Here is a 24129-nt window from a genome sequence, read left to right on the forward strand (position 1 = left end):
TCATCATAGCGGCTTTCACCCGATTCTGCCGTCACTCTTCATCTTACTTGATCGCATTTAGTATGGTCTATGCCTTTGCCGACTACTCTTTTGCTCTTTCCCGACCTGCGCGCATGCCAAAAAGCCCAAGTCCTGAGAAGATCCGGACCTGGGCTTTATCATAATATCGTTACGAGATTAGCGCTTTGGCGCAAGCTCTACCGCTTGGCGGAGCGCTTCCTTAATGCTTTGGTCGTCCGCGATGCCTTTGCCTGCAATATCGAAGGCCGTCCCGTGATCGACGCTTGTGCGGATAATCGGCAGGCCGACGGTAATGTTCACGCCAGCTTCCAAGCCAAGCACCTTCACCGGACCGTGTCCCTGATCGTGGTACATGGCTACAACGATATCAAAGTCGCCTCGCGTCGTACGGAAGAACAAAGTATCCGCCGGCAGAGGTCCTTGCACGTTAATGCCTTCCCGCTGCGCCCGCTGAACGCCTGGGATTACCTTCTGCTCCTCTTCGCCGTAGCCGAACAGCCCGTTCTCGCCCGCATGAGGATTAATGCCGCAAACCGCGATGCGAGGTTCCGCATAACCGGCTTTCCGAAGCGTCTGGTGAGCCATTTGGATCACCTTGTAGACACGTTCCGGCTCGATCATTCTTACTGCATCGATTATCCCTACATGCGTGGTCACGTGAATAACCTTCAGCTTTGGAGCGGAGAGCATCATCGCAAAATCCTGCGTCTCCGTCAGATCGGCCAGAATCTCCGTATGACCCGGATAAATATGGCCGCCCTTATGCAGCGCTTCTTTGTTCAGCGGCGCCGTGCAGATGCCGTCGATCAGCCCTTCGTTCGCCAGCTCAATGGCTGTCTTCAAGTACATAAACGCGGCATGACCCGCTTCCGGAGACACTTGTCCAAACGGCAGGTCGGCGGGCAGCAGATTCAGATCAAGGCAATCCACCGTGCCGTATTCGTATTGCGCTTCCGTTACTGAAGCAATAGGACGAACCTTGAGCTCGCTGTTTACGACTCGGGCCGCACGCTCTAAGATCTTGGCATCGCCGATCACAAACGGATTGCTGTCCTCGTATACCTTGTTATCGCCAAGAGCTTTCATAATAATCTCGGGGCCGACGCCTGCGCCGTCTCCCATTGTGATCCCAATAATCGCTTTCATTGTTATTCCCCTCTTCCTTCTCGTATATGCTGCATGGCATGCCATAACGATCCTTTACGGCCGAACGCCCCTGCTTTCGTAATTGCCGGCAATCTGGAGCCCCCAACCAAAGTTCCGTACGGGATACCCGGCTCCACCTCATGATGAAGTTCAAAACCGCTGACGCCTAAATACCGGCATACGGCTTTGGCTGTATCGCCGCCGGTCAGCACGAGACCTTGTACGGAGCTGCTTGCCGCAACCTGGCTTGTAATCTGACCAAGGGTATCCGCAATCCGGTTGGAGACATCCGAGGAATCTAGTCCTAGCGCGGCTCCCTTTTCCTTGGCTGCGCGGACTTGCTCGGGAGAAGAACCGGCGTGCAGCGAAATATCTTTCCCCGTTGCGATCGCAAGCTGCAGCTCAGCCGCACACCTGGCGATTTCGCGCTCCCGCTCTTCCACCGGTCCGATTGCCGCAAGCGGATCCATCTCCAAAGCGGCGACATTAGCCTGCCGGTTAACCTCCGCAACTTGTTCCCGGGTAATAGCCGATATGCTTCCCGCTACGAGAATGACGGCACCTTCCGCAGATTGTTTTTCGTATCGTTCGGCGGATCTCGTCGGATCCGGCGTAATCAGGAACTCCGCCAAGCCGGCCGAGCCTCCCCACAAAACGCCGGATTGGAATACCGGCATAAGCGCGGCAATAATGGCAAGATCCTCATCCGTCTCCGCATCGAACACAAACAGCTTTACGGTGTGACGAAGTTGTTCTTCGATAAATTGGCGAACCGCCTCCGGACCTTTGCGTAACAATGCAAGCTCTACGTTTACGCTGGCAAGGCCGGATTGCTCCTGCAAAACATAGGCGACACGGGAATCCGGAACCGGTGTCTTCGGATCTCTCGCCATCTCGGTTTCGTGAATCGGCGTACCGTTCAAATAATGAACTCCTCCAACGGTCGTCCGGCCGATTCTTGGAAAAGCAGGCGCAATAAAAGCGGCAGCAAAGCCAAAGCTGTCCATAACTCCGCGTATTTCCTGCCCCAGATTGCCTCTTAGCGTAGAGTCCATTTTTTTGTAAATAAAGCTGAAGCCTTTATCTTTGAGCGCCGCGGCTGCACTCGCCGCCCGCTTGTAAGCCAGCTCTCCCGGTATCGAGCGGCTGTCCGTGTCGATTACGATCACATCCAGCTCCGAATGATCATCGGGAATGGCCGACCAATCAAACAGCACCTGCGTCTTTAGGCCATTCCGGGCAAATTGAACGCCGGAGTCCGATGCGCCGGTTAAATCATCTGCAATAATCGATATCTGTTTCACGTTGCATCCTCCGTCGTTTTATTTGCTTCTAGCTTCCAGACGTTTAGACCACCATGCGGTCACAATTGGCGTAAGGATAGCCGTCACAATAACGCTCGAAGCAACAAGCGCGGTTGCCGAAGGCACCAGCGGTACATAGATCGAGTTTGCGGCAGCGACGGCTGCCGGTACGCCTGCGGCATTGCCCGCGGTAGTAGCCGCGGCCAAGCCGGCTACGCCATTGCCGCCTGTAAGCCGGTCGGTACCCATCAGCGCTAACCCGGTAATGACTACGACCGCAACGCCAAGCAGTACGCCAAGCGCGCCGGCTTTCCACACATTGCCCAGATTAAGCCCGGCACCAAGTGCAAAGGCAAAGAACGGAACGAGGACCGGTACCCCTTTTGATAGGAAACCGCGAAGCTCTTTATCCAGATTGCCGAGAATCATGCCGACAACCAGCGGAAGAATAGCGCCTACAAGCGTTTGCCACGGGAACGCGGCGAGACCGGCTGCGCCAAGCGTAATCATGGTCAGGAACGGGCCGGACTCAAGGCTCATGATCGAATATGCGCCTACATCTTCCTTGCGTCCGAACTGACCCATCAGCGCCATGTACAGACCGCCGTTTGTATCATTCATGGCCGCTACGATAGCCAGAACGGATAGACCGGCGAAGAAACCGTTATCAATCATGCCGTTGCCTAAGAATTTTCCGGCGATAAAACCAACCAGCATCGCAATACCGATTTTGGTGATCAATAAGGTGCCGCCTTTTTTCACGATGTAAGGCGTTGCTTTAAAGTCGATGGTGGATCCCATACAGACATAAAAAACAGCCAGCATGGGAAGCGATCCGGTCATCAATGCGCCGGTGAAGGAACCAAAATAAGTCGAAATCGTTGGAAAAGCCGTATTTATGATAGCTCCAATCAGCAATGGGACGATCATCATACCGCCAGGGATTTTTTCAATGCTCGCTTTAATCTTCACAAGTAGTCCCCCTAAGATGCATTTTGTTTCATATTGAAACAGTATGTTAAATTTGTAAGCGCTACATTGCTAATTATAAAGCGAGCCTTTGCGATGAACAACCTTCATTACGTTTCATTATTAAACGTTTTGTTCATTTTCCTCCAAAAGGTTGTCCGGTTCATTCCGAGCCTCTTGCAGGTTTTGGATTGATTCATTCCTTCCTCCTGCAAGACGTAAGTAATGATCCGGCGCTCGATTTCCTCAAGCGTTCCTCGCAGGTCTATCGTGGTGGAAACATTATCCGCATCCGCAATCAAGGACTCTTTATATTGTTCAATGACAGTCACCGCATCCTTCTTCTCTACATGATTGCCTTGGGTAAGGACAAGCATTTCGTGAATGGCACGCTCCAGCTCGCGCAAATTCCCCGGCCAATCGTATCGCAGCAGTTCATCAAGTGCCGTTTCGCGGAAACCGACGATCTGCTTGCCGGATTGAAAATTATAATTCGCAATCATGACCCGGATGATCTCATCGATGTCCTCCATGCGTTCCTTTAACGGAGGAACCGCTAATTGAAGCTCGCCAAGCGCTGCAATTAGCTCGTGGTTGTAGTCCGCTTTCCCTTTCAGTCGGGTTAGGCTTGTCGAGGAGGAGGCAATATACCGGATTTGCGGGTACCGGCGTATGGCCTGCAGCCATTGATCCTGCGCTCCGCGGTCCAGCCTGTCCACATTGTTCAGATAGATCGTTCCGCCGAACCCGGTCTCGGGCAAACCAAGCTCCTCCGCCGTTCCTTTTAACAGGAGATTGGTTTCCTGCTCCGTCATCCCTTCGCACGGAATCATATAGAAGCCTTGCGCATGGCGTTTGCTTCCCGAATGGATCGCTTGGGCGAATAGCGATTTGCCTGTTCCCCTCTCGCCGGAAACCCAAAGGTTACGGTCGCTTAGTGCATACTTTTGCGCCTTCGCTATCGTTTTATTCAGCATCACGCTGGAGCCCACCATTTGATTAAACGTTGTAAGCCTAGGAGGAATATAGGCAGCGAATCTCCGCTCGTTGCGCCAATTCTCGATTGAGTCAAGCGAAACCAGATAGCGGAAGCTTCCTTCCTTGCGGCCCTCGCTAACGCTTACCTTGTATTGCTGCTCGTTCAAATAGAGAAACTGCTTAGACCATTTGGCGGCATTGTCCGCCTCCTCCGCTCCGTTTATCAGCTTGTATAGCGCCGGTAAAGAATATTGAATGCTGCTGCCGGGCAGAGCGTCCGCCTCCGCATTCCCGCTGCTGCCGAGCAGCTCTCCCGCCGTCCGGTTGATAAACAGAATCCGGTGTCGGTCATCAAGCGCGATAATGGCTCTGGCGTCATGGTCCAATATGTCCCTGTAAAACATCGTTTGCTCCTGGCCTTGCCGGTAAACGTCGTATACGCGCCTAACCTCCCGGAACATATCGCCCACCGATTCTTTGCCTGAGGTAATAAGAATGCCGTGATAGCCCATCTCTTGCGCGGCCCGGACCGTAACGGCATCCCCCAGCACGATCTGAACCTTATCGCCAAATGCCTGCCGCAGAGCGCCGCGAACCTCGGTTTGGTCGCTGATCTGGATAATCGGAATTTCAAAATCAAGCAGGCTGGACACCTCCGCAACCGCCTTGCATATATTCGGGAAGCCGATAATGGCTACCTTGGAATTCGTGCGGCGGATAAGCGTCAGCACCCGCAAAATATCGTACCCGGATACCGGAATGTCCACGACCGGCAGCGAGGAATGCTTGCGGATCAGATTTGCCGTACCGCCGCGGCTGATAATAATGTCGTAGCCCCGCTCTTCGGCTTGCTGGATAAGCGGAAGCGCTTCTTCCAAATCCGCTACTTCCACATCCATCCGAATCATCGTTTCTTCTTGCACCATTTCCAAAAGCAAATCCCGCAAACCTACATAAGGGGCTATAGCCAGAACTTTAATTTTCATCATAACACCTCATTATTCGTTTCAGTTTGAAACACTATGTCAGCATTATAATATAATTTAGGCTCTTACAGAAAGAAACGGAGCCCGCTTACCGCGCGGCTCCGTTTCTTTCCGTAATCTTCTTATATTGGATCCTCGAATTCCACACCGCCCGACGCTTTGCGAAGCGTCTTGATATCCTGAAGGGGAGGCTGGCCGAAAAGTCTTCGGTATTCCCGGTTGAACTGCGACGGGCTTTCATAACCTACCGTCAGCGCGGCTGTTGTTGCGCCTACCGGACCGCTCAGCATCAGGCGCCGCGCTTCCTGCAGACGCAGCTGCTTCTGATACTGCAAAGGCCCCATTGTAGTAATGGCTTTAAATTTATGATGAAGCCCGGACGTACTCATATTGCATGACTTCGCCAGCTCCTCGACCGTAAAGGAGTGGGTGTAATTTTCCTGGATCCAATGAATCGCCTTCGCTACCCCATCCGCCCGTTGGCCAAACAGTACTTTCTGCATAAATAAATGTCCAAAATCGCCTGACAGCAGGTTAAAAATCATTTCCTTCTTCAACAGCTCGGACAGAAACCGGGCTTCTTTCGGCTTGTCGATTAACTTCAGCAGCCGGTAAAAGATGTCCAGCAGATTGGCATCCGATTTGCCGATAAAGGCCGCGGAAGTCAAATCTTTTTCTTTTGACTCCGCAAGGATCTCAGCTTCTACGACGACGGAAGCAATCTCCTGCGTCGTGAAATCGACGCGCAGTCCGATATAAGGCTTCTCTTCGGTTGCTCCGACAACCTGGCCAAAAGCGGGGATATCCAGCAGAGATGCAACGTAATCCCCCGCGCTGTAATGAAAGATATCCTGACCGAGATACAGCTTTTTCTCCCCTTGGAGAATCAGACAAAAAGAAGGTGTCAATACGCCAGGACACCGCACCGTATCGCGACTGCGTTTAACGATGGACAGGAAAGGTACGATCGTTGAATTCCGCCCTTCTTCGAGCGTCATCCTCTCTGTCATTCCAATAAGCTGATCCAGCGTTTTTTTATGAATCGAAATACTTTTCCCTCCCGCTGAACGGGAATCCTTTGTTTGCTCCGTCATATCCGTTGATCCCTCCCGCCTTGTTCCTGATTATATAAGCATTCTTGGCGATTGGAAAGTAAAAGAACGACTGAATTGCAGCTTTAGGCAACTTTTAAGCAGGAACGATCTACTTCGCGCCGCCGATTCCATTCATAATAGCTTTCAGGAACACTAAGACGGAACAAGAAAGGAACATGAACAAATGCATCAGTCCAAATGGATTATTCTCACGATTATTATCGCGTGCCAGCTTATTGTTGTGCTTGACGCGTCCGTTATGGTAACGGCCATTCCCCAAATCGGAAAGACGCTTCACATGTCGACAACCAGCTTGACTTGGGTTCATAACAGCTATATTCTCGCCTTCGGCGGTTTCTTGCTGCTTGGTGCCCGGGCGGGAGATTTATTGGGGCGCAGACGAATGCTTAGCATAGGAATCGGGTTGTTCTCATTGACCTCATTCTTTGCAGGTATAGCGCCAACGGCTGAATTCTTGCTTATCTCGCGAGCCCTGCAAGGGTTTGCAGCCGCACTCGCCACGCCAGCTGCGCTGGCTTTGCTGTCTGCCACCTTTGTTGAAGCGAAGGAACGCTCCCGGGCGATATCCATGTACAGTGCCGTTTCGGCTGCGGGAGGAAGTATCGGACTCATTCTTGGCGGATTCTTCACCGATTTTGTCTCCTGGCGCTTCGGTATGTTTATTAATGTACCCATCGGAATTGTTTTGCTGTACCTGGTTCACAAATTTATTCAGCCAACAAACATCAGATCCGGCCGCTTTGATATTGGCGGCGCGCTGACCTCTGTTATCGGCATGTCATCCTTGGTCTACGGTTTGGTTCAAGCCGCGGATTACGGCTGGGGTAACCCTGCAACTTGGATTCCGCTGGCGGCCGGAATTATCCTGTTGGCGGTATTTGTTCTTATTGAATCCAAGGCGGCAGAGCCGATTATCCCGCTGCGATTATTTGCGAACCGCCAGCGTTCCGGGGCATACTTGGGAAGATTTCTGATGGTAGGCGGGAACTTTTCACTCTTTTTCTTCATCCCGCAATATTTGCAAAATGCCCTTGGGTTCAGCTCCTTTGAAGCAGGTCTTGCCTTCCTGCCGTTTACCGTTGCGCAGTTCGGAATGATGTACATTATCCCGGGACTGGTTCGGCGGTTTGGCAATGTCAAAGTGCTGTCTGCCGGTTTGGTCATTGCGATTATCGGCACTCTTCTGCTAAGCAGAATCGTTTCTGAGCAAACATCGTTCTTTCCGAATATATTTATCCTTCTCGCTATCATGGGTATCGGTGCCGGAATGGTATTCCAGCCGCTTACGGCAATGGGTCTTACCGGTGTGCAGCCACAAGACAGCGGTGCGGCTTCGGGTCTAGTCAATGTCGCCCATCAAAGCGGAGCTTCCTTGGGCCTTGCGGTTCTCATCACGGTGTTTAATACCTCGATTCGCGCGGAAATCCCTTCCGTATCGGAATTTGCGCATGCGATCTCGAACTCCATATTAGGATCCGTCTTCTTTATCCTTTCTGCCTTGCTGGTGACGTTTATCTGCTTTGCTTCCGTTCGGCAGACGACCCGCAAACGGGCTCTGCAAGCCAATAAATAAGAACAGCAAAAAGGCTGCCTATCAAGTAAGCAGCCTTTTTGGCTAAGTATTTGCTAACGACGGAAGTTAGCGGATGCACCGCCGAGGCTTTGCTCAGCGATTTCAACCAAACGGCGAGTAATCGATCCGCCGATTTTTCCGGCATTATAAGTTGTAATATCACCGTTGTAACCATCACGCGATAAGGAAATACCGAGCTCTGAAGCCACTTCGAATTTGATTTGATCCAAAGCTTGCGCTGCTTGTGGTACCACTAAAGTATTGCTGTTGCTTCTAGACATTGAAAAGCCCTCCTAATGTGTTGGTTTGTGATGTAATTTTTGGTGCTGAAATTAATTTCTCCAGCTACCAACACATTATGCAAGGTAACGAAAAACTTTTTAATAGCGTAGCCATACGTTCATTTCGCCAGGCTCGCGGTTGCCCCACAGATAGTAAGGAATCGCTTTGAAACGGACGGATTCTCTATGCTTGATTAACGGCTGATAAGACTGACCTTCTGCCCAGCCGGAATTGTCGATAACAACTCCGTTCCCTTCCACTACGACGCAGCCTCCAAGCAGGTCCGAAGCTTTACTTGCCGTCAGTTCCGGTTCTTCCGCAAGCGACAGAGATGCCAGCGGCTTGCCGTTGTCCGCTTCCTCTACGCAGTAGACAAGCGGTCCGCGTTGAATGGCGGCTTTACCGGCATCCGCACGGATTAAAGGATTCGCGGCAATCAGCTGCGTCTCGATTGGCAGCAGCCATTCCACCCGATCACCGTCCTGCCATACGCGATATACGGTTGCGTAACCTTTATCCACATGGTAACGGACCGTTTCTCCGTTTATTTTCAATAGCGCCTCTTTCGACGAGAACCAGTTCGGAATACGAAGCGCAAGCATAAACGGAACATCGCCTTTATCTTCTTGCAGCGATACCTTAAATTCAACCTGACCGTTCCACGGGAGCTCCGATTTCTGATTCAGCACGATTTTCTTGCCTTCCGTCTCGAATGCCACTTCGCTTCCGATAAAGAGATGAACGCGCACGGTTGAGCCATCCTCCGAAACATCATAAATGTACTCGTCGAGAGAACCAAGCAAACGGGCTACGTTTGGCGGGCAGCAGGAGCATCCGAACCATTTTTGCCTAACCGGCTTCACATGGAATTTATCCGGGCTCTTAGCGCTCGCTTCCGGCCATACCTCAAGCGGATTCACATAGAAGAAATGCTTGCCGTCCTTCGCCATGCTTCCGAGCACGTTATTGTACAAGGCCCGCTCCATCACGTCCGCGTACTCGCTTTTGGCCTCCAACTGAAGCATCCGCCGTGCCCAGAAGATCAGGCCGATCGACGCGCAGGTCTCCGCGTAGACAATATCGTTCGGAAGATCATGATCGAATGTAAAAGCTTCTCCGAGATGCGTCGCGCCAATCCCCCCGGTGATGTACATTTGCTTGCCGGTCGTATTCGCCCACAGCCGCTCGCATGCTTCGCGGAGCTTGACGTCACCGGTTAAGCGGGCAAGGTCCGCCATTGCCGTATACAGATATACCGCACGAACGGCGTGTCCGACGGCAACCGGCTGCTCGCGAACCGGAAGATGGCTCTGGTAAACCTCGAGATTAGGCTCCCCTTGCGCCCAAATCGTTGTCCGGCCGCGTCGTTCCCATTCCTCCAGGAAATAATTTGGCTTGCTGCCGCGTTCGTCGATAAAGTACAAGCTCAGGTTCAGATACCGTTCTTCCCCCGTAGCCTGATACAGCTTAACTAAGGCGAGTTCAACCTCCGGATGGCCGCAATAAGCCCGCATTTGCCCTGGTTCCGTACCAAACAAGCTTGCGATAAGATCGGCAAAACGGCAGGAAATGTCGAGCAGCTCACGCTTGCCGGTTGCCCGATAATAAGCAACGGCGGCTTCGAATAAATGACCCGCGCAATACAGCTCATGCGCTTCATACAGGTTGGACCATTCTTTGCCGGGCTCTTGAATAGTGAAATAAGTGTTTAAATATCCGTTCTCATGCTGAGCTTGTCCGATCAGCTCTATGGCTTCATCCGCAATCTTTTCCAGCTCCGGATCGGGCTGACGTTCAAGCGAATAGGCAACAGCCTCCAGCCATTTATAGAGATCGCTGTCTTGGAAAATCCATCCGCCGAATTCGCCCTTCTCCAAGCCCGCGGCAATCCGGAAATTACGGATCGAGTAGCTGGGCTCCGCGTCTTGAATACGGTCGTTTAAAGCCTCCCATTGATAAGGGATGACCGTTTTGCGTACAAGCTCTGTATATTCATTCCAAAAATCATCCTTGATGCTGATCTGCGTGTCCTTCATCATAATCCTCCTTCAGATGACTGCCTAATCGTTAAAAACGATAAAAATTGACTCCTTGTAAGTTCGAGTATATGCTTTATTCATTTGATTCAATAGGAACGGAATGAACTTTTTCTTATACAAAATGACACAGTAGGGATGTGAATCGTTTTTGAGCTTCGTAGAACTGCAAACCCCGCCCCTCCCTTATTACTGGGAGTCCGGCCGCTCCGAGTTTCGAACCGGAGACCGGCATCCCAATCGAAGAAACTTCGGCATATTCGACTTGATTATTGTTTCTGAAGGAGAGTTATTTATCGGGGAGAACGGTCAGGAATGGTCGCTTGGCAAAGGGGATACCTTACTTTTGCTGCCGGACGGTGAGCACTATTCGGTGAAGCCTTGCGAGCAGCATACCGTTTTTTATTGGGTACATTTCGAGCATCTTAACTGGCGGTCGCATGCCAAGGAAGGAGCTTCGGCGCAATCTTTCCTGAATCCTCACCTCATTCGAATTCCGAAGCATATTTCCCTTACTGATCCCGAGAATGCCTTAAAGCTGATGTATCAGCTGCTGAATCTGACCGTCGGGGATTCCTTTTGGGAGGAACAAGGCTTGCTGGCACAGCTTCTCTCGTTGCTCGAAAACGAAAGCTTGAACAAAACCAGCACTCCGGCTGCGCGTCTCGCGGAAAAAGCCGCCTTTTATCTACAGCAGAATTTCCAGAAAGACATTACAAGCGAGCTTCTTGCCGAAGAACTGCACTTTCACCCTAATTACATCGTCCGCTGCATGAAGAAGCGTTACGGCATGACGCCCAGCCACTACTTGCTTGAATTCCGTCTGGACCGGGCAAAGAAGCTGCTCGTTTCCTCCGAATGGTCGATTGAACGAATTGCCGAAGAGGTTGGTTTCCGGTATGCCCCTTATTTCACGGCCTGCTTCAAGCGCAGGGAAGGGATTTCTCCTCTACGCTACCGCAAATCGGTTCAGCAATAAAAAAGCTCAAACAAAAAAGCCGATAAGTTATCGGCTTTCTCTTTGCTTAAACAGGTTGATTATTCGTTCATAGTCATAAATATTAAAGGTTTTAAAGGCTAATTTATGCTTCCTGCTGCCTTCCGTGAAATGAAAGATAACATAATCCGCATCCCTCTCGAAATCTGCCGAAAGACTATTCTTGCTGATTTCCTTAATGAGCACGGCTTCAGACTCCGCCTGGAACAACGATTTTTTCATAACTTTAACTTCGGCATCCGTAAATACAAAGAATCCTCTAAACCGCACATCGTCTATCAGAATCGTCAGATCCTTAACTTTGGTGTCGGAGACTTCAGCGATCTTCTCCTCTATGCTTCTGGACGTAGTTGGCTGGAACAGCGATAGAATTCCGGACTGAACCGGTTGGTCAGCATCAAATTTAGTCACTAGCTTCTGCAGCAGGTTAACAATCTCAGATAAGCCTATAAAGATAAAGCCTGCCGTAACCCCCGACAACCACCAATATAGGGCGATAGTCATATGAAAGCCATCAGGAGCATTCCCTAAAATTAGGCCTTCAATAAACCCAATGACAAGCAGCAGTATTCCGATTCCCATCAAGCATGTAGAAATGTTGTTTCTCATTTGTATATGACTCCTTGTTAGGTAAAAATTTTCCTACTGGAATCATAGCAAAATTTAGTAGATTGGACTAGTTATTTCTTCTTGAGGCAGCCTATTTGATATTTCTTGCCTATTTAATACACCCTTTTGATTTCTTTATTAAACCAATGAATATAACCGCAACGATCACAGATTAATATATTTGCTGAGCGGTTAGCAAAATCAAGATTGAGGAAACTCATAAAAGCCGTGTTTAATTGCGCGTAACTTTTTTCGAATTTATTATAATGGCAATGCACGCAAAGGACAGTGATTCCATTAGCGCTATATTCACCCGGTCCCTTGACTTCCTTCAGATTTTTGGCAAACAACTTTATAAATCTCTTCGCCCCAGCTATAATCTTTCATCCTCTCGTGAGCTCTTCAATTCTTTTTAGCATTTAATGTTCCTACAGTTCCAACTACTAACGTAATGACTATAAGGACGATATGAAATAACGTTTCTTCGAAATCATGCACTCTATGTATTGTGTTTGAAAAACGAATCATTTCGATAATCAGAACCATAATCCATATCGCAAAAACAAGAAACCGAATCACACTTATGTCACCTCAGCTTTCTTACTGAAAGATTAACTCTTAACAGGGATTGTACCACATAATGGAATACCCCTCCCCGTTTCGAGGTAATTATTTACATCGAATCTTGTTTGCAACAATTTTGAATGTACATGCGTCAAAGCTAATGCAACTTGAACGGGGAACATATCCCGACATCCCGAGGAGGTAAATCAAATGAAATTTTATAAATCCATGAAAAAAATCGCAGTGGCTTCAGTGGTCGCTGGAACGTTAGCATTGTCTGCCACAGGCGCTGTCCCATCGCATGCTGCCGCCGCACAAAGCGCCGCTTCCGTTGATGCGCACGCAAAAGCCTTTGAAACGCTGATGAGTTTCTATAAGCCGGCCCTTAATGGCCAGTTCCCTAATTTCCACGGTTTTACGATTGGTTCAACTACGCATGAGTCGGTTATCAAAGCTATTGGTGAAGCTGAATCTCCGGCAAAGGATTCCGACGACTTTGATGTATATCATTCCGAAATGGGTCATCCTGGATATGCGATTAGCTATAAGCTAGGCAAAATCAAAGAAATGCGCTACTTCGGAACAAATGTGGAGCGGCAGACCAACCTGGGAGGCATCTCCGTTAAAATGCTGGTTCAACACTGGGGCACTCCAAATGAGTCCGTCCAGATTAAGTCGGGCAAAACCGTACAAAAGAAAATTACCTATGTTCGAGGTAAATACCAACTCGAATTCATCTTTGATGGCACGAATGGAACGAACTTGAATCATATCAACCTAGTGAACAAAACGATTAAGTAAACAGCACTCTATTTAGAAATAAAGGCAGATGGTCCGCTTAAGGCCATCTGCCTTTCTACAACTCCCTATTTGCGTTTTCCCAAGAAAAGTTGACTCACCCGTTTTGAGAAGTCTTCTATTCCAAAACTTGCCGTATCGATCCGGTTGTACCAATTCGTTATGGTTTCCAATATCCACAAAGGGATCTGTACTCCGCTAATCATAGGATAAAAATGTTTGAATGACCATACTAAGTGTTCCCACCGGTTATCGTTTCCGTCCTTGCTATATTCCGAAACATCAAGTACTTTACCTCTTCCATCCTGCAGAAGTACATTTTTAAGATGAATATCTCTTGGGTTCATTCCTTGGCTGCGAATAAACTCCCGGGCGTTTTCGACGTCCTGTATCACCTGCTCTGATACTGGAATCCCCTGTAGTAGACAATCATATAGAGTAACTCCTTGTTCCAAACTTAACACCAGATAATTGGAACCGGCACCATAACAATGGGCAAAATAGGGGGAGCCTTGTAACCGTTCATAGATGCCTGCTTCCACGTTCTTCTTCTCTAATGACTGAGCGGTATATACTTTATATGCGTAATTAGGAGTGTCAGGGTGATAAAAGACCGCGGCATCGGTTCCTATGCCGATGCAACGCAAATCTTCCGAGAAGCCGACAACGGAAACCGGCTTATTATTTTCATGTCCAACGACCTCAATGCTCTTCAGTGCTTCCTCAACTTGTTTCCAATCCTCAATCACAACTATCTTCTCCTTCTTGCTTTGGCATTACATACTTCGCAACTGCTTACAATTCGAAGGAATAAATAATAGCGGGCTTCGATCTCATTAGTTATTGATAATAGTTTTACGTTTACAGCGTGAAATCTGTTTCAACTATCCTCCATAATCAAAAAAACCGACTGTGCAAAATGCACGGCCGGCTCTCAAACATAAAAACTCAATTCATGAAGGCATCTTTGTACCAAACTCCCAAAATAAAGAAAATTCCAAACAAACACATAAGGACAAAAATGATAATCATCAAAGCTATTAAAATCCATAGACTGGTTTTCATAATCTTATATAGGTATACGCCCCTCTGCTTCTTATGGTTCCTATCAACTTCACTCCGTAATTAACTTCCCTCTAAAACGTTTTATCATGCCATTGATTACTCGGCCTTATTAATTTATAACGCCAATAATGCTGAAACCGATAAACAATAACAGCATCCCTGCGCTGAAAAACAGCGGGTGGAAGCTCCTTTCATCCGTAACCCTAAAAGCCCTCTTAATACTGCCACCGCCCAAAGTAACGATTACAGCAGTCAGCAGGACAGCGGCTAAATGGGATAAGTGAATCCGCCCTACAACGATAAAAACAACGGCGCTGCTGCATACTCCGGCTAAAAACCAATATATGTTCTGCCTGCTTGGTCTCAATTAATCAACGCTCCTTACCAGAAAATTTCTTTGACCATTAGCTAAAATATATACGCTTCCAGTGATTGGAATGTTACGTTGAACAGCACTTAGAAGAAAAAAGACAGCTGGTCATAAAGACCAGCTGTCTCATTGCGGGATTACGGATACGGCAATTATCGTCCGCTTTTCACCGGTTTCGCCTGCTCTTCCAATGAATCAGCCTGCTCCACCTTTAACACGTCCAGCATAAACATAAAGATCGGAATACCGATCAACAGTCCCCAGATGCCCATGTAATGCTCGGACAAAATAAGGATAAAGAACGTGTAAAACATCGGCAGGTTTGTTTTGTGCGAATATAGCCTTGGATTCAAGAAGTACGTTTCAAGTGCATGAATAAGCAGCACCAGAACGATAACCCAAATGACGGTTTTTATTCCGCCAAGCTGATAGCCGATAATGCCAATCGGGACAAAGGAAACGACTACTCCCGCAACCGGGATAAGACTAAGCAAAAACACCATGATGGTAAGCGCGAACAGGTACGGGAAGCCCATGATCCACAGACCGGCAATCGTAAGCGCGGTATTAAATAAGGCGATCATCAGCTGTACTTCAAGCACTTTTCCGAAGGAAGCAATAAACTTACCGCCAAAATACCGGAATTCGAGGTACAGCCAGCCAATCGAGCTGTTGCTGAATTTCTCGGTAAACTGAACGATCTTGCGCCTCTCCAGCAGGAAGAAATAGCTAAGCAAGATAACCAGCAAAATAATCTCGAGCCAGCCGCCAATCTTCTTGGCGTAAGCGAGCGCACTGTTCAAAAACGTTTTGTATTCGATTTTGTCGAGCGTATCGGCGACCACTTGGGCGATCTGATCGTTTTGTGCCGATCCTAAAAACTTTTGCACGTTGTTGACTATATCCACGATCTCGTTAATTAGCTTTGGCACGTAATTGACCAGACCGTAGACGAGGCCAAACACAAGCGCGACATACAAAACAGAGGTCACTACAACAGGCGACACCGGGATCACCCTGCGAATTTGCTTGGTTATAAAACTCTGCAGCCGCATCATCACAAACGTGACCATAAACAGAAGCAGCAACAAATTCAACATATCGCGGAGACTGTAGAGAAGAACAACGACCAGTAAGACAAACACAATTCTTTTGATAATCGGATGAGTGAAAAAGTTTTTGAGTGTTTCCAAAGATTTCCCCCGCAAAATTCGATTTATTTATTATTCGTTTATAATTAATATACCTGTTTTATTAATAAAACGCACCTTTTACGGTCTATATAAAAAATAAAGCTGCCGGCTTCGGCAGCTTTATTTAAATAAACAATTGAATTTTGCTATTATAGCAGCTTACACAAAGCACAAGCCTGCCGTATACGGCAGCGGAACCGGGAATAATTCCTGATAGGCTTGGGCTTCAGCGGGCAGTTGCACAGCATCCGTTCCGATACGATCGAATAGGAGTCGGATCAGTTCCTCATCGCTTAACGAAGCGGAAGGTCGGCCTGTCGAATCGGATAATTCCCAACTGCCGTTTTCCTGCCGGTTCAATCGAAGACCATTCGCAGTTTCTTGTTTCTCCAGCCAAGGCGATAATTGGTCAATTAAAGCCTCACCGCTCAGAATTAGGACGGTACCCGGTTGACCTTCCTCCGCGGAAGGAATTGCCGACAACCCTTCATGAATGGATTTTTCATGCCATGGAATAGGAATCTCCAAAGACTGCAGGCCATATCGGTTTACGGCATCGGCGAACAGTCTTACAACCTGGACCGAATCTCCGGCATAATCGAGAACAGCCCCATTTGATTGCGTATCCGACGTAACGCCAATCACCGCAAAACTGATGACTTTCCCATCCGACTCCTGAACAAGTACCCGTTGACTCATCCGCATCACGCTTGCGATGGCTTCCGCCTTGAGCAGCGTGCCGAATTCGTTAATGCCCAGCTGATAACGTACTTCCCGAGTTTCAGCAGCCTCCTGCACGGCAAACAAATCGTCCGTCCGCATCTCTCGGATCTTCCCTTTCACTTCCGATCCACCCAATAAGGACTCTGCTTGCAGCGCATCCATGCGGTATTTGCTAATTCTCCCGAACAGCTTGCAACCCGCCCGCGTGTATAAAGAACGGTCACCGGATACTAGAAGCAACGATGCCCCTGCATCCCGCGTGAATTGCTGAACTTGCTCCAATAGCCGGCTCGCGTACCCTTTGCCTCTTGCCGACGGTTCCGTACAGACCGAACCAAGCGAGGCTACGCGCAGCGCAGCCTCCCCAATCCGGATCGTCCATAGGACAACGCCCATAAACGATACCAATTTGCCGTCTTCTTCAAATGCGCCGTAGGATAAGTGCAACGCCGCATCGGAGAAGAGGAACGGAAACAATTGGCCCATGGACGTCTGATTGCCGTCCCGGAATGTCGCATCCGACAAGCGGACAGCTTCTTGTATTTCAACGCCTGTCAATCTTCGGATCTGCACCATTTCCATTCCTCCGATTTCTTCAACATACCTGCTTGTTTGCTGTTTCATAATTCACTGTAACTTTGGAAAGAATTTCCGTGTCAAACTTCTTCGCCGTTTTATATGGCAATTCCTTCACTCTGCAACATCACAAATACGAGTAATTCCGATTAATAACCAGCAGATTTATCCGCCATGGCAGCCCTTCGCGCGAACGGAATCGCAGCGATGCGCAGCCATCCTTTTTTTGCGTCATCGGGATCATTTCCGTTGCATATTCCCCCGCCTTCAGAGGCTTCTCCGGCCTCCACTTCAGCTGTCCCGGGATTTCAAGCTCTGTACAGGAAGGGGCCGCTTCATCACCTGTGACAATCAATAGATCGTATCGTCCTTTGGGCAGTTCAATCCTAAACACCGCTTCGCCTGCTCCACCAACAAAGTCCCGCCGAAGCAGGTCGGAGGCTCCACGGTCGATGGCTGTTAATTGATCCGTCCGCTCCCAGCCAATCCCGCTGTATGGCGTAAAGATCATATCCGGGGTTACTTTACGGAATGCCTGACCAAGCACCCCTGCAGTATGAATCTGGCGGGGAAGGGCTTCCGTATAATTTTTGACCAGCAGCTCTTCGTTGACGCCAAAATCCAGCCTATACGCCGCAAGCCTCGATATTCTGCTGTTTCCCGCATAGTAATCGAACGTAAAATGATCGAGCAGCCGGTAGTGCTCCGTATCCCGGTTCTTCCCCAGAAATACGCGCCGCCTAGTGTGCGCTTCATGAACACGCGGGCTGCTGATGGCATTGTTATTCCTTATCCGCCCTGTATGAGCAAGCGGCCAATCCGACTGCAAAGTACCGTCCGCAAGATCAACATAAACGAGATAATCAGCATTTTGAACCGTATTAAAAACCAGATCTCCTTGTTCAACGGAATACTCCTCCATCGTCAGGGCACTTCCGGACAAATTCACAACCTGGATATTCTCTTCAACGTCAAACGGATTCCTCAAAACAACCTTGGCGCCGGCAAGGCTTCGTATATGTACCCACTCCGTACGTCCTTCCTTACGTCTGGCACTGACTTCAAAACTGCCAACCGCGAGCAGCCCCCGGAATGCGCAGGCTTCCCATTTGCCATAAGTCCGCTGCTCTAACTGATGGTTATACATGCTATTTGTCCGCTCCAGTTCCAAGGTTCCTTCCGGAACGGCCGGGAATACCTCGATTACTCCGTCATAGCTTTGCAGAAGCATTTCGTTTACGGCAGCCACAAGCTCGCCTGAAGCCTCCATCATAAACGGATGGTACAAGGGTTCGTTCGTTATGTTGCAGTAATTCATCCACCTTTCCGTCTCCTCCGCGAACAATCCGTTGCAACGAAGCGACAGATCGATGCCTTGCTCGTACAGCAGCCGTAGCGCATCGTCTCCCTTGCCTAACCGCGAAGCCGCACAGGACAGCCAGCCGAATTGGAACATGCCAAATTCCGTATTTTCCTCCACGTAACGAAGCGTATTCCCTGCCTGCTGTCGCAGCGGCAACTCGGCATTCCTATCGATTTCGCCAATCGGATAGATAGGCATTAACAACGACGGATGCCGCAGAGCCAGATCAGGCGGCGCCCATTCGGAATCGAGCCATATTTTCCCGTAACGCGTTGAATCCGCTTCAGGATACGGAGCCAGCTTCCCGGCAATGTCCTCCCATTTACTCCGCTCTTCCTCCGGCTCGCCGAGCAATTCGCTTGCTTCTATTGCCATGCGAAATAAATAGTTGACGGAAGACAGCGTACAGGTCGAGTTACGCGTAAGCGGTCCTTGCTCCGGCGAAATATCCGGGAAGACGTTATACAAACCGCTTTCGGCATCAAATAACAATAACCCTTCAAAAAATTTGGCGATCTTTCGAATCGGCGGATAAGCCTTCTCCCGCAAAAACGTCTCGTCCATGCTGTACCGGTAATAGTCCCATAAAAACTGCGCGCACCACGGCCATATGCTGTAATACAAGGCATGCGGGTAATCTCCGGCAATCCCGTCCAATCCGTAGAACTGCTTAGCCATTCGTTCGGCGCTGCCGGCATAGGAGAGTAATCCTTCATTAAACAAGCTGGCCAGCTCCAGGTGATTAGACGTGTACAGCGGCCAAAAAGCGGCTTGAATATTCACATCCCAGTACCACATGCTGCCCCACTTGGTCGGCTGCTTGATATCCCATAGACCGTTTAGACCACAGGCCTGTTCAGGCATAGTTCCTCCCCTTCCGCTGCTGCAGGACAGAGCATAGAGGTTGATCCTGTATAAATCCTCAAGCAGCTTATCCGGAAGCGTAACGGACGAACGCCTCCAGAAATTCTGCCAATAGGATTGATGCCGTTCTCTCGCCGCAGATAGTCCAGGAACATATTGACGCAGACGCTCAAATGCAGTCTGCAGCGGGTCATCTGCCTGAGCCTCCGTAACGACGGTTGTAAGCAAAGTCAGGTTATTCTCGGCATCATCTAATCGAATTCGAATAACTCCGGTGCTATTCACGGCTGTACCTTTCGCGCCAAGCAGCTTTGTCATAACAACAAAGGAAAAAGGGCGATGGCGTTCCTTGTCTTCCCCGTCCGGGTAGAAGGAGCCTATATAATAAAAGGTTGTATCATCATGCGAATGGTAGGATGCTTCAATATCCGCATATCTTCTTAAAGGCAGCGTTAGCTCGATTGCGCTTACCAGAGTGCCATCTGTTTGTCTGATATCCGTGACAATAAAATCGCCATCCTCGGCTGTAATCGTAGCAACCTCAAGCTTCTTGTCCTCTTTCTCAATGCGCAGCCGAACTTCCGCCTTGATTACGTCAAGCTGCAGCTCGTAATGATCCGGATCCTTCAGCTCTGCAGACGGATAGAGCTTTATCTCTCCGGTCGGATAATGGGAGCTTCCCCTAGGCGGCTTGCCGTATTTCCGATACATACTGCTGGCGCTTAGGGCATCTCCATATAGAAAGAACGGTTCTTCTGCAGGGTTACGGTACATTTCCTGCGCATGCTTTCGTAGCTCGTCAAACGTCCGGCCATACTGCAAACGGAAATGTTGTCCCTCCCCTTGCTGAAAGGCTGTGCTGTAACGGTGCAGCTTGCGATAGTACACCTCATAATGGTTAAGCGCCATGGTCATCATCTCATCTTCGTAATAGACCATTCCGCCAAAATGTCCATTGCCAAGCGGCAAGGCTTCGTTCCAGCTGCTTGGCGTATTGTCGTACGTCACGGTTGTCATAGGCCATCCTCCTACCCTTTGATCGCCCCGATCATAACGCCTTTAACGAAATACTTTTGCAGGAACGGGTACAAGCAAATGATCGGCAATGTCGATACGATAATCGTCGAATATTTTATCGTTTCTCCAATGGCATATTTATCATCGCTGGCAGCCCCGGTCATCATCGAATCTGTGCTGTTGGCGATCAGAATATCGCGGAGCACGAGCTGAAGCGGATATTTTTGGGTGTCGCGTAAATACACGAGCGCATTGAAATAAGAGTTCCAATGCCCAACCGCATACCATAAAATCATGACGGCGATAACTGGCATCGACAGCGGAAGCACGATCCGGAATAAAATGGTCCATTCGCCAGCCCCGTCCATCCTTGCAGATTCCTCCAGGCTCACCGGAATGGTCTGGAACGAGGTTCGCATAATTATCAGGTTATACGTATTGATAGCGACGGGAATAAGCAGCGCCCACATCGTATTCATCATGCCAAGCTTGTTGACCAGCAAATAGCTTGGAATCAAACCGCCGTGAAAGACCATCGTGAGTACGATGAGGAACATCAGGAAATGCCGGAAATACAAATTCGGCCGGGACAGCACGTAAGCGCCGATAGCGGTCATGACAAGATTAATTGCCGTTCCGAGCAGCACGTAGAGCAGCGTGTTCTCATACCCTTTCATAATCATCGGATTGCGGAATACCGCCTTATAGGCGCTTAAGTCGAATCCGGCTGGCGCCAGCAGCACCCCGCGGTTCTGCAGAAAAGCCGTTGCATCGCTAAACGACGCGAACAGTACATACAGGAACGGATAGAGCGTCACCACGCACAGGCCAATCATCAGAATGACGTTTATCCAGCCGAATACCCTCTCTCCCATCGTTCTTTTCATAGGCAAGTCTCCTCTATCACCACAATTTGGTCTCGCTGAACCGCCGGCTGATTTTATTGGCTGCCACAATTAGGATAAAGCTGATTATAGAGTTAAATAAACCGACTGCGGCGGTAAAGCTGTAACTGGCTTCCAATACCCCTTTACGGTACACGTAGGTTGAGATAACATCTGCCGTTGAATAGGTAAGCGGATTGTAGAGCAAGAGTACCTTTTCGCTGCCAACGGACATCATATTGCCCATTTGCAGGATCAGCAAAATGATAATGGTCGGCATAATCCCGGGCAGCGTTACGTTTAGCGTTTGTCTCCAGCGCCCCGCTCCGTCGATTCGCGCCGCTTCATAGAGCGTAGGGTCAATCCCTGATATAGCGGCAAGGTAAATAATCGATCCCCAGCCCACGCCTTGCCAGACTCCCGAGGATACGTACAAGAACCGGAACCATCCCTCTTCCATCAGGAAATCGATCGGCTGGATGCCGAAGGAGCCAAGAAGCTGGTTCACAAGGCCGGCGCGGCTAAGAAAATCGACCATCATTCCCGCCACTACAACAATGGAGATGAAATGCGGCAAATAGGATATGGACTGCACAATTCGTTTAAAAGAGCTCTTCCGGATCTCATTCAGCAGAAGAGCCAGTATAATCGCAGCCGGAAAACCAAACAGCAGCTCGTAAAGATTAAGCAGGATCGTATTCGTAATTAAACGCCAGAAATAGATACCGTTAAAGAAGCTCTCGAAATGCTTAAACCCCACCCATGCGCTGCCCCATATGCCATCGGACGGCTGAAAGTCCTTGAATGCAATCTGCAAGCCGTACATGGGGCCGTAATGGAAAATAATATAGTAAGCAAGAACGGGAAGCGCCATCAAATAAACGCCCCAATGCCGCTTCATATCCGTTTTTATCGTATGCAGCAAAGCTGGATTTCCGACGTTTTTGGACATCGATCCTTCCTTCCTTTCTGTTCAAGGTGACGCACTCGCGCTGGTGGAGACGAGCTGTCCCGCCCCCACCCAGCCGATTCCGGGATTAACGCTTGGAGAAGCGTTCGAGCGCGGCCTGCTGAATTTGGACAGCATCGTCGATTCCCATGCTCTTAATCTTTTTCACGTAGCTGTCGAATTGGTCGATAGGCTCAACGCCCATAATAAATTTCAACAGCATCTCATCTTTATAGGTATTGATATCCGTCATAATCGAGGCGAACTTGCTGCTCTCATCCTGCGTTGGCGTCACAAGCGGCATCTTGCGCTCAACCGTTGGCTTGGACCAGATTTCGAGAGCCTCCTTCTGCTGCGCAAGAGCGAGATATTGCAATTGGAAGTTGTCGCTGAGCACAAACGGAGCACTCCATGTGGCGCGGTTATACTTGGCAATGGCTTGCTGGCTGCTGATCCCGTTTGACGGAGTCAATAGATCCTGCTTCAGGACAGCTCTGCCGTTCTCCATGGTGTAGCTTTCGCCCTCAATGCCGTAGTTGAACAGCAATTCGCCTTGCTCGCCATAGGCATAATCGAGCCATTTAACGGTTTCGATCGGATTTTTATCGCTTGTTGTAATAGCAGCGCCAATCCCGTTAAAGGCAAAATCCTTTTGCCCCCAAATCGGGGTGTCGCCCGCGTTCAACACCGGATAAGGAGCCGCAACAAGCTTAAAGTCAGGATCTTTGTCCTTCATTAGACCTGCGTATTTACCGATTCCGCCGCCGTTATAGGTAGCCGTTGCGCCAAGCAGGTTTGTTGTCATTTTATTGTCCAGCAGCTTGGCATTGGGCGCGGCGAAATCTTTGTCCAGCAGCCCTTCCTTATACCATTTGTTCATGGTCTCCAGGAACGACTTGAATTCCGGCTGAATCGGGCCAAACTTGACTGTACCGTTATCCTGGTAGAAGCTGTTGTTAATTCCCCATGCACCAAGGAATGGCGCGTCTACATTTAACAGATCTTTGTCCAGATAAAGAGGAATTTCGTCCGCTTGTCCATTACCGTTAGGATCTTTCTCCTTAAACGCTTTCAAAACGTTGTACCAGTCATCAATGGTTTCCGGCTTGCCGAGGCCCAGCTTGTCGAGCCAATCCTGGCGGATCGCGGGCCCAAAGAACACCCTTACTTTATCGTCGCCGCGGAGGAACGGGAAGGCATAGATACTGCCGTTGTCCGTCGTGATTTGCTTCTTCCAGTCCGGATGCTCGTCGAGCAGCTTCTTCAGATTAGGGGCGTATTGATCGATAAGATCGTTAAGCTTGATGATTTTATTATCCTGGATCGCTTTCTCCGGTCCCCCCAAGTAATCATTCCAGTTGTATTCAATGACATCCGGAAGCTTGCTGGACACAATCATAAGGTTAAACTGCTCCTTCGCTTGCGCCGGGTCGAGCGGCGGATGCTGGAATTCAACCTTTACGCCCGAATCTTTCTCCCTCTCCTTATACATGCCCATTTCCGCGTAGGTTTTCATTTGTGCTGCGGCCGCGGCGTGATTCGCCACCCAATAAGATAGCTGACTAAGCTTTGGCGGCTGGGTTTCCGTGCTTCCAGACGATTCGGTTCCGCTTGTTTGCTGCTCAGCGTTTCCCTTGCCCCCGTTGTTCCCGCTGCTGCATGCCGCAAGCGATACAGCAAGAGCAGATACGGTCAAGATACTGCCGGACCATTTTAAAGTTTTGTTCATACGTGTGAACACTCCCCC

General features: G+C 49.3%; 18 protein-coding genes. 3 read left to right on the top strand and 15 right to left on the bottom strand.

Annotated elements, in window-relative coordinates:
- Nucleotides 1-177: 177 nt before the first annotated feature.
- The 5 genes from pdxA to PJDR2_RS18345 all read right to left on the bottom strand — a co-directional run bounded on the left by pdxA (nt 178) and on the right by PJDR2_RS18345 (nt 6498).
- Entirely contained in the window at nt 178-1167 is a 990-nt protein-coding gene (gene pdxA / locus PJDR2_RS18325; RefSeq protein WP_015845210.1) for a 4-hydroxythreonine-4-phosphate dehydrogenase PdxA, read from the bottom strand.
- Between the two features lie 2 nt (nt 1168-1169).
- Nucleotides 1170-2471: a four-carbon acid sugar kinase family protein gene (locus PJDR2_RS18330; protein ID WP_015845211.1), complete on the bottom strand. Its 1302-nt coding sequence runs from the start codon at nt 2469-2471 to the stop codon at nt 1170-1172.
- Nucleotides 2472-2489: 18 nt separating this feature from the next.
- The gene (locus PJDR2_RS18335) at nt 2490-3443 is read right to left on the bottom strand and encodes a 2-keto-3-deoxygluconate permease (protein ID WP_015845212.1); all 954 of its coding nucleotides are present in this window, start codon (nt 3441-3443) and stop codon (nt 2490-2492) included.
- A 107-nt stretch (nt 3444-3550) separates the two neighbouring features.
- Nucleotides 3551-5407: a sigma-54-dependent Fis family transcriptional regulator gene (locus PJDR2_RS18340; protein WP_083778160.1), complete on the bottom strand. Its 1857-nt coding sequence runs from the start codon at nt 5405-5407 to the stop codon at nt 3551-3553.
- Between the two features lie 119 nt (nt 5408-5526).
- Nucleotides 5527-6498, bottom strand: a complete 972-nt coding sequence (locus PJDR2_RS18345; RefSeq protein WP_015845214.1) for an AraC family transcriptional regulator — start codon at nt 6496-6498, stop codon at nt 5527-5529.
- A gap of 184 nt (nt 6499-6682) precedes the next feature.
- Between PJDR2_RS18345 and PJDR2_RS18350 the strand changes: the two genes are divergently transcribed.
- Nucleotides 6683-8092, top strand: coding sequence for an MFS transporter (locus tag PJDR2_RS18350; protein ID WP_015845215.1), 1410 nt, complete (start codon nt 6683-6685; stop codon nt 8090-8092).
- Nucleotides 8093-8145: 53 nt separating this feature from the next.
- On the opposite strand, the gene PJDR2_RS18355 is transcribed toward PJDR2_RS18350, so the two are convergent.
- Nucleotides 8146-8373 (bottom strand): alpha/beta-type small acid-soluble spore protein, encoded by a 228-nt coding sequence (locus tag PJDR2_RS18355; protein WP_015845216.1) that lies wholly within the window; start codon nt 8371-8373, stop codon nt 8146-8148.
- 99 nt (nt 8374-8472) lie between these two features.
- The gene (locus tag PJDR2_RS18360) at nt 8473-10410 is read right to left on the bottom strand and encodes a glycoside hydrolase family 127 protein (RefSeq protein WP_015845217.1); all 1938 of its coding nucleotides are present in this window, start codon (nt 10408-10410) and stop codon (nt 8473-8475) included.
- 151 nt (nt 10411-10561) lie between these two features.
- Between PJDR2_RS18360 and PJDR2_RS18365 the strand changes: the two genes are divergently transcribed.
- Entirely contained in the window at nt 10562-11389 is an 828-nt protein-coding gene (locus tag PJDR2_RS18365) for a helix-turn-helix transcriptional regulator (protein ID WP_015845218.1), read from the top strand.
- A 27-nt stretch (nt 11390-11416) separates the two neighbouring features.
- On the opposite strand, the gene PJDR2_RS18370 is transcribed toward PJDR2_RS18365, so the two are convergent.
- Nucleotides 11417-12016 (bottom strand): hypothetical protein, encoded by a 600-nt coding sequence (locus PJDR2_RS18370; protein ID WP_015845219.1) that lies wholly within the window; start codon nt 12014-12016, stop codon nt 11417-11419.
- A 774-nt stretch (nt 12017-12790) separates the two neighbouring features.
- Here PJDR2_RS18370 and PJDR2_RS18380 point away from each other — a divergent pair.
- Complete coding sequence (locus PJDR2_RS18380; protein ID WP_015845221.1) at nt 12791-13381, top strand: YjgB family protein; 591 nt, start codon at nt 12791-12793, stop codon at nt 13379-13381.
- 65 nt (nt 13382-13446) lie between these two features.
- Here PJDR2_RS18380 and PJDR2_RS18385 read toward each other — a convergent pair whose 3' ends face one another.
- From PJDR2_RS18385 to PJDR2_RS18420, 7 genes are all read right to left on the bottom strand, one after another.
- On the bottom strand, nt 13447-14127 hold the full coding sequence (locus tag PJDR2_RS18385; RefSeq protein ID WP_015845222.1) for a serine/threonine protein kinase: 681 nt from the start codon (nt 14125-14127) through the stop codon (nt 13447-13449).
- 838 nt (nt 14128-14965) lie between these two features.
- Nucleotides 14966-16006, bottom strand: a complete 1041-nt coding sequence (locus PJDR2_RS18395; protein WP_015845224.1) for an AI-2E family transporter — start codon at nt 16004-16006, stop codon at nt 14966-14968.
- A gap of 159 nt (nt 16007-16165) precedes the next feature.
- Nucleotides 16166-17305 (bottom strand): GNAT family N-acetyltransferase, encoded by a 1140-nt coding sequence (locus tag PJDR2_RS18400; protein WP_015845225.1) that lies wholly within the window; start codon nt 17303-17305, stop codon nt 16166-16168.
- A gap of 127 nt (nt 17306-17432) precedes the next feature.
- Complete coding sequence (locus tag PJDR2_RS18405) at nt 17433-20549, bottom strand: glycosyl hydrolase family 95 catalytic domain-containing protein (protein ID WP_015845226.1); 3117 nt, start codon at nt 20547-20549, stop codon at nt 17433-17435.
- 11 nt (nt 20550-20560) lie between these two features.
- Complete coding sequence (locus PJDR2_RS18410; RefSeq protein WP_015845227.1) at nt 20561-21436, bottom strand: carbohydrate ABC transporter permease; 876 nt, start codon at nt 21434-21436, stop codon at nt 20561-20563.
- 16 nt (nt 21437-21452) lie between these two features.
- Nucleotides 21453-22385 (bottom strand): ABC transporter permease, encoded by a 933-nt coding sequence (locus PJDR2_RS18415; RefSeq protein ID WP_015845228.1) that lies wholly within the window; start codon nt 22383-22385, stop codon nt 21453-21455.
- Between the two features lie 85 nt (nt 22386-22470).
- Nucleotides 22471-24111 (bottom strand): extracellular solute-binding protein, encoded by a 1641-nt coding sequence (locus PJDR2_RS18420; protein ID WP_015845229.1) that lies wholly within the window; start codon nt 24109-24111, stop codon nt 22471-22473.
- Nucleotides 24112-24129 lie beyond the last annotated feature (18 nt).

Source organism: Paenibacillus sp. JDR-2, assembly GCF_000023585.1.
Classification (GTDB): Bacteria; Bacillota; Bacilli; order Paenibacillales; family Paenibacillaceae; genus Pristimantibacillus.